At 63.0% G+C, this 12,509-nt stretch carries 8 protein-coding genes and 2 tRNA genes; 7 read left to right on the top strand and 3 right to left on the bottom strand.

All coding sequences use genetic code 11. From position 1 onward, the window contains the following. Positions 1 to 228: 228 nt before the first annotated feature. The 3 genes from HMPREF0762_RS02285 to HMPREF0762_RS02275 form a co-directional block, all read right to left on the bottom strand. Positions 229 to 305: transfer RNA gene (locus HMPREF0762_RS02285), tRNA-Glu, on the bottom strand. A 24-nt stretch (positions 306 to 329) separates the two neighbouring features. Then, positions 330 to 403, bottom strand: a tRNA-Gln gene (locus HMPREF0762_RS02280). A gap of 96 nt (positions 404 to 499) precedes the next feature. After that, the gene (locus tag HMPREF0762_RS02275; protein WP_006361776.1) at positions 500 to 1,867 is read right to left on the bottom strand and encodes a CCA tRNA nucleotidyltransferase; all 1,368 of its coding nucleotides are present in this window, start codon (positions 1,865 to 1,867) and stop codon (positions 500 to 502) included. Positions 1,868 to 2,111: 244 nt separating this feature from the next. On the opposite strand from HMPREF0762_RS02275, the gene HMPREF0762_RS02270 reads away from it, so the two are divergent. The 7 genes from HMPREF0762_RS02270 to ftsX all read left to right on the top strand — a co-directional run bounded on the left by HMPREF0762_RS02270 (position 2,112) and on the right by ftsX (position 12,500). Next, a complete protein-coding gene (locus HMPREF0762_RS02270; protein WP_248676484.1) occupies positions 2,112 to 4,727 on the top strand; it encodes a BTAD domain-containing putative transcriptional regulator in 2,616 nt (871 codons plus the stop codon). Between the two features lie 93 nt (positions 4,728 to 4,820). Next, a complete protein-coding gene (gene secA, locus HMPREF0762_RS02265) occupies positions 4,821 to 7,574 on the top strand; it encodes a preprotein translocase subunit SecA (protein WP_040618835.1) in 2,754 nt (917 codons plus the stop codon). 8 nt (positions 7,575 to 7,582) lie between these two features. Beyond that, the gene (prfB, locus tag HMPREF0762_RS02260; RefSeq protein ID WP_006361771.1) at positions 7,583 to 8,677 is read left to right on the top strand and encodes a peptide chain release factor 2; all 1,095 of its coding nucleotides are present in this window, start codon (positions 7,583 to 7,585) and stop codon (positions 8,675 to 8,677) included. Between the two features lie 36 nt (positions 8,678 to 8,713). Beyond that, positions 8,714 to 9,541, top strand: a complete 828-nt coding sequence (locus tag HMPREF0762_RS02255; RefSeq protein ID WP_211204455.1) for a transketolase — start codon at positions 8,714 to 8,716, stop codon at positions 9,539 to 9,541. Positions 9,542 to 9,543: 2 nt separating this feature from the next. Next, positions 9,544 to 10,515: a transketolase family protein gene (locus HMPREF0762_RS02250; RefSeq protein WP_006361769.1), complete on the top strand. Its 972-nt coding sequence runs from the start codon at positions 9,544 to 9,546 to the stop codon at positions 10,513 to 10,515. Positions 10,516 to 10,648: 133 nt separating this feature from the next. Then, complete coding sequence (ftsE, locus tag HMPREF0762_RS02245; RefSeq protein ID WP_009078991.1) at positions 10,649 to 11,590, top strand: cell division ATP-binding protein FtsE; 942 nt, start codon at positions 10,649 to 10,651, stop codon at positions 11,588 to 11,590. Beyond that, positions 11,583 to 12,500, top strand: a complete 918-nt coding sequence (ftsX, locus tag HMPREF0762_RS02240) for a permease-like cell division protein FtsX (protein ID WP_006361767.1) — start codon at positions 11,583 to 11,585, stop codon at positions 12,498 to 12,500. Before ftsE ends, ftsX begins: the two co-directional genes overlap by 8 nt. The last annotated feature ends 9 nt before the right edge of the window (positions 12,501 to 12,509 follow it).

Here is a 12,509-nt window from a genome sequence, read left to right as displayed (position 1 = left end):
GGGATGAATTCTGCAAGAAAAGAAATGCATGTCGATGCGAACGATGAGGGAACGGGGGATGTTCAAGGCAAGCATGCGGACAATGGTGCGGGCTAGAGCCCCATGGGGCGCGGACGTGCATGAAAAGCCGCTGCGTCGGCGCATGCGCCGGGCATCCGGGTCGTTCGTATGCATGTCGGAAATGTGCGTTGGGAATAAAAAACCACCGCCGAAGCGGTGGTGCGTCGTTGGTAGCCTGGAGGAGATTCGAACTCCCGATCTCCGCCTTGAGAGGGCGGCGTCCTAAACCGCTAGACGACCAGGCCATGTATGTTGTGGCGCTTAGTAAATGGCTGGGGTGGAAGGAGTCGAACCCTCACATACGGCACCAGAAACCGCTGTCCTGCCATTAGACGACACCCCAATGTGCGAGTCGCATGTCTAAGCGCGAGTACGTATATTACTGGCGGCATCGTGCTTCGTCAAGCATGAATTCTAAAAATTCAGCCGCATAGGGCGCTTATCGTCGCCAGGCGCTTGCACGTGAATCCAGGAACGAGAGGAGGGCGTCCCGCTCGTTGGGAATACGGTCGTCCATGACTTCGTCGAGGGCTGCCCGAAGCGCGGCCCCGACACCGGGACCGCAAGGAATTCCGCAGGCCATAACGTCGTTCCCGTCTATCTGCAAGTCGGCGATCCGAAATGCGCTCCGATCCTTCAGCACATCTTCGAGGACGGATTCGACCTCATCGGCCTGCGCGCCCCGGTCCCGGTGATCGGGTGCGTGGGCGGCCGCATCCGCTCTTTTGACGTCGAGCAGCTCGCGAAAGAGGGTCACGTCGCCGCCCATGCGGTTGAGCATGCGCCGCACGCCTCGCGGCGTCGCGGGGACGATGTCCTGATGCAGCGCGACAAGCGTGCAGATGGCGTCGATGTCCGTCGCCTTGAGCCGAAGACGCTGGAGCGCCTTTCTCGCGATGGCTTCCCCGGCCTGCGGATGCCCTTTCGCGTGACCGATGCCCTCGTCGTCGACGGTGAAGACGCTCGGTTTCCCGATGTCATGGAAAAACGCGGCGTAGCGGGTGATGCGTCGGGCCGGAGCGGCGCCGACGGCATGCGCGCTGTGCTCGAGCACGTCGTAGATGTGATAGGGCGTGCGCTGGTCGAAGCCCTTCATGGGCAGCGCTTCAGGGATGAATACGCCGATCACGTCGATCCATTCGATGATGGCGTTGCAGGCATGGTCTCCGAGGAGCATGCGGGAGAACTCGTTTTCGATACGTTCGGCCGCAACGCCTCCGATGAGCGGCGCGAGCCGACGCATGGCCGATTCCGTGCGGTCGTCCACGGCGAATCCGAAACGCGAGGCGAATCGAACGGCGCGCAGGATGCGGAGGGGATCTTCCCGAAAGCGCTTCATCGGATCGCCCACGGTTCTGATGATGCCGCCTTTCAGGTCGGAGCATCCGTCGTACGGATCGAGAAGGCCGCGTTCGGGATGATACGCGAGCGCATTGAACGTGAAATCCCGTCGAGCGAGGTCGAGTTCGATCGAATCGACGAAGGACACGCTCGCGGGATGGCGCGCGTCTTCGTAAGGACCGTCGATGCGATATGTCGTGACCTCGACGATGCGCCTGCCCGTATTGACCGACACCGTTCCGTGCGCGGTTCCCGTTTCGTAGACGCGCATGCCGGCATCGACGCATACGCGTGCGACGTCCTGCCAGCGCGCCGATGTCGCCACGTCGACATCGTGGGCGTCGTCGCCTGCAAGCGCATCGCGCACGTAGCCGCCGACGACCCATGCCGATGCTCCGGTTCCTTCCAGAAGATCGAGAAGGGTTTCGACATCGGTGGAAAGGGATATGCGCGCGTTGGTGTCCATGAACCGATTCTAGTGGAAGCGTTGTGGAAATCCGAGCGATTTCAGCGAAAGATTTCGACGCTCGCGCATGAGATCGGGGCGGATGTCTTTTCATGCCGGCATTCCCATGCTTCGGAAATAAAATGTTACCTAGAAGGTGATAGATATTCGGCAACGCATGAATCGATATCTATGAAATAAAACATTAAAGCTGATGAGAGATGTATGAAACCATGCGTTGCCCGTACGTTCTTAGGGGAGGACCATGAGGAACTATCTGAAAGCTTCGGCATGCAACGGACGAAGACCCAAGGGCGCAGGCGCGCGTCGCCGTCATCCGCGGCCGAGGCTTATGCGCTCGATGATTTCCGAGCGTGACGTCCCCCGCGTGCTCATCGCGCCGACGGGCTTCGGGAAGACGACGCTCGCCGTCGAATACGCCGACGAGATCTTCGGATTCCGTTCGACCCATTGGATCGATGCCCGCGATACGCTTTTCATCCGCGACCTCGATGCGCAGACGGTGCTGCCGACGTTGCTCGAATACGGGGAAGAGGGATCGCTCGTCGTGTTCGACGATGTGCCGTATCTCGACGACGTTCGCGCCGAGTCGTTCTCCGAAGTCGTCGACGGCCTTATCGAGGCGGGTTGGGAGGTCGTCGTCGTGACCGAGCCGTCGTTCGAATCGGTGCTCGACCGCCATGCAGGATGCGTCGTCGTGGATTCCACGGATTTCCTGCTCGACGACGGGGAGCTGGCCTCGGTCGCCGCCGAGCGCGCCGTCGATCTGAAACCCGGCGCGGCCGGTTCGTTCGAGCCCGTCCGCGTGTGCGCTCTCGCATGGGGCGAGCCCGAGGACGAAGGGCGCTTTCTCGACGGGCTGACATCGGGGCTGCCTCACGATATCCAGCTCGCGCTCTTCGTCATGCTGGTCGCGCGCGAAGGGTCGTCCGAAGAGCTTTTCCATTTCGCGCGGGCGCTGAAGAAGGACACGCGTCGATTCATCGAAACGTACTATCCTTTCGTAGGCATCGATTCGGTCAATGAGGCCTTTTGCACGACGCCGCTTTCGATACCGCAGATCAAAAGGATCTTCTTCGCTTCGCTTGATTCCATCGTCTCGATCTCGGCTTTCTCGAGCGCCGACTCTCTCGTCATGAAGCTTGCGAAGCTGCTGTTCACCAAAGGGGAATTCTCGCGCGCCTGCGCTCTTGTGGGCGAGTTCGCCACCCGCTCCCGACGTCTTTCCTGGCTTGAGTCGAATCTCGAGGTCCTGTTGCATGCCGGGCAGCCCGGCCCTGTGCTCGAACTGGTCGAAGGGTTCTCGTCGACGAAGGCGCCGCTTCCTTCGGACGTGGCCACCGGCGCCATGCTTGCTTCTATCATGTTGGACGATTCCAAGGGCGCGTTGAGGATGGCTGCGCGCATCAGGGGAGACGCAGCGTGCGACGTATGGAGGCGTTGCCTCGCCGCGCTCGCGACGATGCGGTTCGGCAGCGAACGTCAGCGCATGGACGCACGCTCCTTCATCGAGAAGCACATGGACGAGCACTCGTTCGACCTCATGGCGAACGACGAAGGCATGCTGTCGGTTTCCCGCGCGATGCCCGCCGTCATGCGCGCGGCGTCTCTAGGCGAAGACGATATCGAAGGCGCGATCGCGCAGCTCGAGGATTGCGGAGATCGCATATGCGAAAGCAGGATCGGGATGCTCGTGCTCACGCGGCTCGTTGCCGATGCGGCGGCGGTCTGCGTCGACGATCCGACATGCGTGGAATGCGCCGCATGCGCCGACGATGCTTTCGAACGCGGCGTATCCGCCCTGCGCGGCCGACGCCGCCGCTTGGCGGTGCCCGATTCGGCCGAGGCGCTGCTGTACGGGGCCTTGGCGAAGCATGCGGATATGCGTGGCGTCTCCTTTCCGGATGACGATATCGAACGCAAGGGGCGCTGCGAGATCATGCTCCTTTCGCTTGCCGTTCAGAAGCGCCGTCTCGAAGAGCGTCGCGCGGAGCGTCGCAAGCACAGGGAACGCGTTCTGGTCGGAGAGGTCCGCGCTGCGAACGCGCATGTCATCGAACGTGTGGAACCTCTGTACATCCGCCTCTTCGGCGGCATGTCGATCACGCGCGGAGACGAAGCGATCGGACCCGAGAGGTTCGCGAAGCGCAAGGCGCGCACCCTGCTGGCCATTCTTGCCCTGAATAGAGGCCGGGAAGTTCCCCGTGCGAAGCTGCTCGACGCCCTGTGGCCCGGGTGCGACGAACGGCGTGCGCTGAACAACTTCTACTCGCTCTGGTCGGTGCTCAGGCGGGCGCTGGCGCTCGAATCGGGGGAGTGCCCGTACGTGGCGAAGCAGCATATGGGCTGCATGCTCGATATGCGATACGCGCGCTGCGACGTCGAAGAGCTTGACGAGCTCTGCAACGTGTTCAAGTACGAGCAGGTCGATCTTGAATCCTGGATCGGGGCGTATCGTCGTATCTGCGATGCGTATGCCGGGGACATCATGCCGTCGGAGACGGAGAGCGCCTATATCTCGATGTGCCGGGAGCGCTGTCGCTGCCGCATCACCGATGCGCTCGCGACGGGCGCGGACCGGCTCGTCGACGCCGACGAGCCGAAGGCCGCCTTATGGCTCGCCCAGACGGCCTTCGATCGCGACGATCGTCGGGAGGATCTCCATCAGACGTTGATGCGTGCGCAGATCGCCAACGGCCGGTTCGACGCCGCGACGGAGACCTATCACCATCTCTGCACCTATCTTCGCGATGATATGGGGCTTTCGCCGTCCGATGCGTCGCGCGGCCTGTATCAGCGCGTACTCGTGTGCGATGATGATGATTCTTTCCCTCGCCGCTTTCCGGGTGCCAAGGCGTGATGCACGCCCTGTGGTAAAGTTAACGCGATTTTCGTGCAGCCGCAGACGACGTGCGCCATGCGGCCGGCTTCCTATGACAGTGAAGAGGTTCAGATGGGACTGCTTACCAAGCTCCTTACGCTCGGCGAAGGCCGTCAGCTCAAGAAGTACCAGGCTATGGCCGCGCGTATCGGCGAGCTCGAGCCGCGCATGCAGGAGCTTTCAGACGAGGAGCTTTCCGCCCTCACGGCCGGCTATCGCGAACGCTTCGATGCGGGCGAAAGCCTGGACGACCTGCTTCCCGAGGCATTCGCGACGGTGCGCGAGGGAAGCGTTCGCTCGCTCGGCCTTCGGCACTTCGACGTGCAGCTCATCGGCGGCATGGCCCTGCACGAGGGTCAGATCGCCGAAATGAAGACCGGCGAAGGCAAGACGCTCGTGTCCACGCTCGCCGGCTATCTCAACGCCATCTCGGGCAAGGGCGTGCACATCGTCACGGTCAACGACTACCTCGCGCGCCGCGACAGCGAATGGATGGGCCGGGTGTACCGCGAGCTGGGCATGAGCGTCGGCCTCGTGCAGAACGGCATGCGTCCCGCCGCGCGCATCCCCGCCTATCGGGCAGACGTCACCTACGGCACGAACGCCGAATTCGGCTTCGACTACCTGCGCGACAACATGGTCACGCGCGCCGAGCGCCGCGTGCAGCGAGGGCATAGCTTCGCCATCGTCGACGAGGTCGACTCCATCCTCATCGACGAGGCGCGGACCCCGCTCATCATCTCCGGCGCTGGCACGAAGGCGGCGGAGACGTATCGCAGCTTCGCGCGTGCGATGCGCGGCCTCGTTCCCGACATCGACTTCGAGATCGACGAGGGCAAACGCACCATCATAGCGACCGAGGTCGGCCTTGCGAAAATCGAATCCCGCCTCGGCATCGACGACATCTATTCCGATCCGTCCGCACAGCTCGCGAATCATCTGCAGCAAGCGTTGAAGGCGCAGTTCCTCTTCCATCGGGACAAGGAATACGTGGTTTCCGACGGGCAGGTCAAGATCGTCGACGAGTTCACCGGCCGCATCATGGAAGGACGCCGCTATTCGGAAGGCCTGCATCAGGCCATCGAGGCGAAGGAGGGCGTGCGCATCCGCGAGGAGAACCAGACGCTCGCCACGATCACGTTGCAGAACTACTTCCGCCTCTACGAGAAGCTTTCGGGCATGACCGGCACCGCCATGACCGAGGACGCGGAGTTCCGCGAAATCTACAAGCTGCCCGTCGTGGCCATCCCTTCGAACAAGCCCGTCGCGCGCAAAGACGAGGACGACCTCGTCTACCGCACGATAGACGCGAAGTTCAACGCCGTTGCCGACGAGGTCGAAGAGCGCCATCGCGCGGGGCAGCCGTGCCTCGTGGGCACCGTGTCCATCGAAAGCTCGGAGCGCCTCTCGCGCATCCTCGACAAGCGCGGCGTCGCGCACGAGACCTTGAACGCCAAGAATCACGAGCGGGAAGCCCATATCGTCGCGCAGGCGGGCCGCGCGGGCGCGGTCACCATCGCCACGAACATGGCGGGCCGCGGCACCGACATCCTTCTGGGCGGCAACCCCGAGGTCCTCATGGAAGACGTCCTCTCCCAGCGCGGCATCTCCCTGGAAGAGGCGACCGACGTCCAGCGCGCCGAGGCCCTCGAGGTCGCGAAGGGCATCACCAAGGAAGAGCACGAACAGGTCCTTCGTGCAGGAGGCCTCGCCGTCATCGGCACCGAGCGCCACGAGTCCCGCCGAATCGACAATCAGCTGCGCGGCCGTGCCGGCCGTCAGGGCGATCCCGGTTTGACCCAGTTCTACCTGTCGCTCGAAGACGATCTGATGCGCCGATTCGGCGGCGACCGCATGGACAAGGTCGCGGCCGTGATGTCGCGCACGGAAATCCCCGAGGACATGCCCATACAGGCCGGCATCGTCTCGAAAGCGATCGAAAGCGCCCAGCACCAGGTCGAAGCGCTCCATTTCAGCGCGCGCAAGACCGTTCTCGAATACGACGACGTCATGAACCTGCAACGCACCGCCATCTACGAGGAGCGCAACGCGATTCTCGACGGCAAGGATCTTTCCTCGCGCATCGAGACGATCTTCGTCGACGCCATCACCGACCTCATCGAATCGTGCTGTCCCGAGCGCTCGGCGAGCGACGACTGGGATCTCAGGGCCATAAACGCCTGGGTCAGGAACATGACAGGACTTGAAGACTTCGATGCGTCCTCGATCGATCACGACGACAGCGCCGACGCTTTGGGCGATGCGATTCTGGACTATCTGCTGGGCGTGTACCGCAGCAAGGAGGCCGCGCTCGGAGAAGACGCGCTCAAGAAGCTCGGCAGCCAGGTCATGCTCAATATCATCGACGTCCGCTGGATGGCGCACCTGCAGGAGATGGACTACCTGCGCACCGGCATCGGGCTGCGCGCGCTCGGCCAGCGCGATCCGCTGACCGAATACAAAGACGAGGCCCACTCCGCGTTCGCCGCCTTGACCGCCGGCATGTACGAGGATTTCATGCGCACGATCCTGCGCCTGCAGATCGCGGCGCCCGAAGAGGCGCAGGCCGTCGAGGCGCCCGAGACAGACGTCCTCGAAGGACGCAACGTCAGCTACACGTCTCCCGAACAGACCTTGAGCGAATCGTCGATATCGCGCGATGCGGTCCGCCAGGCCGCTTCGGGCCGTCCTCCCGCGCCGGCGCCCCAGAAGGCCAAGACGTATCGCAAGGCCGACGAGGATCCCTATGCGAACGTCGGGCGCAACGACCCCTGCCCGTGCGGGAGCGGCAAGAAGTTCAAGAAATGCCACGGCGCGAATCGGTAGGCGCGTAGATGTCGGACGAAACCATCCCCACGCTCGATGAGCTCGCCGAGCGCCTCGCGGCCGCACGCGGCTATCTGCATATCGAAGAGAACGAGCGGCGCCTGCACGACCTCGACGCCGTCATTTCGCAGCCGGGATTCTGGGACGATGCGCAGGCGGCCCAGGCGACTTCCAAGCGCGCGAGCGACATTCGCTCGACCCTCGATGAATATCGCGCGGCCTGCGCGACGCTTGAGGACGCGCGGGCCGCTCTCGAGCTCATCGAAGAGGACGATGCGTTCGCCGTCGAATTCGACGAGCTGCGCGCAGGCCTGTCCAGCGCGCTCGATCGCATGGAGGTCGAATCCTGGTTCACCGATCCTTCCGACGCATGCGATGCCATCGTGTCCGTCAATCCGGGTTCCGGCGGGCTTGAAGCCCAGGACTGGACCGACATGCTCTATCGCATGTACGTGCGCTACGCCGAGAAGAAGGGCTGGAAGGTCAAGCTCCTCGACGTGGTGCCCGGCGAAGTCATCGGCCTCGATCGCGCGGTCGTGCAGATCGAAGGAAAGAACGCCTTCGGCATGCTGCGCAGCGAGCACGGCGTGCATCGGCTCGTGCGCATCTCCCCGACCGACGACAAGAAACGCCGTCAGACGACCTTCGCCGGCGTCGAGGTGCTCCCCGTCGTCGAAGACGACATCGAAGTCGAGATCAATCCTTCGGACGTACGCGTCGACGTATACCGTTCGAGCGGCCCCGGCGGCCAGTGCGTCAATACGACCGACTCGGCAGTCCGTCTCACGCACCTGCCGACCGGAATCGTCGTGACCTGCCAGAACGAGAAGAGCCAGCTGCAGAACAAGGAATCGGCATTCAAGGTCCTGCGTGCGAAGCTCTACGAGCTCGAGCGGCAGAAGCGCGAGGATGAGATGGACGCCCTGCGCGGCGAGAAACGCGACAACAGCTTCGGCAGCCAGATACGCAACTATGTGCTGTATCCTTATCAGTTGGTGAAGGACGTGAGGAGCGGCGTCGAGACGGGCAACGTCGACGCGGTCCTCGATGGCCAGATCGATGAATTCGTCATCGGCTATCATCGGTGGCGCGTCTCCCAATAGGAGACGGCGATGGGCTCCATTGAAAGGAAAGAACGAGTGGACCTGCGAGAATTGAAGGATAAGGCCGTCGACGTCCGCATCGACGTCATCGAGATGCTCTCCAAGGCCGGAAGCGGGCATCCGGGCGGATCGCTTTCGAGCGCCGACATCCTGACGGCCCTGTACTTCGGCGGCATTCTCGAGCACGATCCTGGGAATCCCACGCTGGAACGACGCGATCGCTTCGTTCTGTCGAAGGGCCATGCGGCTCCCGTGCTGTACGCGACGCTTGCCGAGTCGGGGTATTTCCCCGCCGAGGAGCTGGCCACCCTCCGAAAGCTCGGCAGCAGGCTCCAGGGGCACCCCGACCGCCTCAAGCTTCCCGGCGTGGAGGTTTCGACGGGCTCTCTCGGCCAAGGGCTTTCCATCGCGTGCGGTCTTGCGTGCGGCCTGTTCCTCTCCGGTTCCGCCTCGAGCGTCTTCGCGCTTCTCGGCGACGGCGAATGCCAGGAGGGTCAGGTTTGGGAAGCGGCCATGTTCGCCGCCCATCGCAGGCTCGACAATCTGGTCGCGATCGTGGATCGTAACCGTCTGCAGATCGACGGGCGCGTGGCCGATGTCTGCGACCTTGATGACCTGGGGGATAAGTTCCGTTCGTTCGGCTGGCAGGTCTTCGCCTGCGACGGCAACGACATGGAGGCCGTCGTCGACACGCTTGCCTGCGCCAAAGAGACGCATTCGGGGAAGCCGAAGGTCATCGTGGCGGAAACCACGAAGGGCAAGGGCGTTTCGTTCATGGAAAACCAAGCCGGCTGGCACGGCAAGGCGCCGAATGCCGAGCAGGCGCAGCTCGCCGTCGCCGAGCTTTCCCTCGAGGAGGAATAGACATGGCAGAAAAGCGCGCGACCCGTGCGGCATACGGCGAGACGCTCATAGAGCTCGCCGGGGAAGGGGTTCCCGTCGTCGCGGTCGACGCCGACCTTTCCGGGTCCACGACCACGGGGAAGTTCAAGGTCGCGTATCCGGACCGTCATTTCAACGCAGGCATCGCCGAGCAGGACATGATCGGCATCGCCTCGGGTCTCTCGTTGACGGGCAACGTCGCCTTCACCGGATCGTTCGCCGTCTTCGGCACCGGCCGCGTGTACGACCAGATCCGCAACACCGTATGCTATTCGAAGCTCGATGTGAAGGTCGCGCCGACGCATGCGGGCATCTCCGTCGGGCCCGACGGAGGCAGCCATCAGATGATCGAGGACATCGCGCTCATGCGCGTTCTGCCCAATATGCGCGTTCTCGTCCCCGCCGACTACACGGCCGCCAAAGCGGCCATCCGCCTCGCCGCACGTACGCCGGGTCCGGTGTACGTGCGCATGGGTCGCGCATCCGTTCCATGCGTGTACGACGACGGCGTTCAGCTTGAAATGGGTCGTGCCTATGTGCTGCGCGAAGGCACAGACGTCACGATCGTCGCCGCAGGCGTGGAGATAGACGAGGCCATGAAGGCCGCTGACGCCCTTGCGGGCCAGGGCGTGTCCGCGGAGGTCGTGGACGCCTTCTGCATCAAGCCCCTCGATGCCGGAACCATTCTCGCCTCCGTGGCGAAGACCGGCTGCATCGTGACCGCCGAAGAGCATTCCGTCATCGGGGGCCTCGGCGGGGCGGTAAGCGAGCTTCTCGCCGAGGCGCATCCCGCGCCTCTCGAGCGCGTCGGCATGCGCGACTGCTTCGGCACCTCGGGCGAATTCGAAGAGCTGCTCGCATACTTCCATCTTGACGCCCCCTCCATCGTCGAGGCCGCGCTCAAGGTCATCGCGCGCAAGGAAGCGAAGGAGCATATCGCCGGTTCGCGGGCGTGATGCGCCCGTCTTGCGCGCGGCAGTCCCGCGTTTTCGTCGGATGCGGATTCTGTGGCCGCTTGACGTGCGGTTTGCTTGAGTTGATACAATATGGGCCGGTAGTCCAGTACACACTGATTGAACGGAGCATTCTGTGGCTAATCCAAACGACGCGCGGCCGCGCGTTCGGCGGGCAACGGGGGCCATTCCTCGTTCCCATGCCGCTCGCGACGCTTCCGCGCCCGATGGGCACGATGCGGTCGACCAGGGAACGGGCGTCATGCCTCCCGTCGGCGCAACGGCCCGTCGCTCCCAGGTTCGCGGCGCCCATGCGACGCCCGACCTCTCCACGTCCCTTCCGACCCTGAACGTCGAAGACGTCCAGCAGCCTCTCGGCGCGCCGGTCGTCACCTTCGACCACGTCACCATGGTGTATCAGGCCCAGCCGAACAAGCCGAGCCTGCACGACATCTCGGTGAAGATCTATCCAGGCGAGTTCATCTTCCTGGTCGGGCATTCGGGTTCGGGCAAATCGACGTTCATCCGTCTGATCACGCGCGAGCTTCAACCCACCGACGGGAAGATCTACATCGACAAGATCGATCTGACCCGCATGCGCAGCGGCCAGGTGCCCAAGCTGCGCCGCAATATCGGCTGCGTCTTCCAGGACTTCAAGCTTCTGCCGAACAAGACCGTCTTCGAGAACGTCGCGTTCGCGCTCGAGGCGATCGGCAAGAGCCGTCACGTCATCAAGACGCAGGTTCCCGAGGTCTTGAGGCTCGTCGGCCTTCAGGACAAGCTCAACAAGTATCCCGACCAGCTCTCAGGCGGCGAGCAGCAGCGTGTCTCCATCGCGCGCGCCATCGTCAACCGTCCGCCGCTTCTGGTGTGCGACGAGCCTACGGGCAATCTCGATCCGCAGACCTCGCGCGGCATCATGGATCTTCTCGTGCGCATCAACAAGACCGGCACCACGGTGCTCGTAGCCACGCATGACCGCGAGATGGTGGACAACATGCGCAGGCGCGTCATCGCCCTTGACGGCGGCCAGCTCACGCGCGACCAGAGCAGGGGGGTGTACGGCTTCGATGTCTAGTCTGTTCTATTTCTTCAAGGAATCCCTGACCGGATTCTCCCGCAACCTCAGCACGACGCTGGGGTCGATCATTACGATTTTCCTGTCTCTGCTGATCATCGGTGTATTCCTGGTTGGCGGCGGAATCGTCGACAACATCGTCAACTCGGTCGAGGACAAGGTTTCCGTCACGGCGTACGTTTCCGACGATGCGAATCAGAACGACATCAACGCCGTCATGAAGACCATCGAAGGCATCTCGGGCGTCCAGAGCGTCGGCTTCACGACCAAGGACGAAGCCATGGAGAACTTCAGCAATTCCATGAGCTCGAATCCCGAGATCGTCGAGCAGCTCGACGGCATGAATCCGCTGCCGGCCTCCATCGATATCGAGCTGTCCGACGCGCAGCAGGTTGAAAGCGTGGTCGGCGCCATCGCATCGAACGCGTCCTTCAAGGAGATCTGCGACAGTCCCGACGATCCGTCCGACAGCCTGAAATACGGCGGTCAGGAGACCATCGAACGCCTGTTCAGCGTTACGAATTACGTGCGCTACATCGGCGTCGCGCTCATCGCGCTGCTCGTCTTCATCGCGCTCGTCTTCATCAACAACACGATTCGTCTGGCCATTCTCGCCCGCAGCCGGGAGATCTCCATCATGCGGCTCGTGGGCGCTTCCAACGGCTTCATTCGCGGGCCCTTCCTGATGGAAGGCGCTCTCCATGCGCTTATCGGCGCCGGTCTGGCCATCGTCTTCCTGGAGATCCTGCGCCGCGTCGCGCTTCCCCAGGTCTCCACGGCCCTCATGTGGCTGCCCATCGCTCTGTCTTCGGTGACCTATGCGCGCATCTATCTCACGCTGGTCGTCGCCGGCTTGATCATCGCGGCTGTGGGCTCCATGTTCGCGATGCGTCGCTACCTCAAGGTGTAGCGGGCGTTT

Source organism: Slackia exigua ATCC 700122, from assembly GCF_000162875.1.
Taxonomy (GTDB): Bacteria; Actinomycetota; Coriobacteriia; order Coriobacteriales; family Eggerthellaceae; genus Slackia; species Slackia exigua.
Note: the sequence above shows the minus strand (reverse complement) of the source record. Positions and strands in the feature narration are given on the sequence as shown.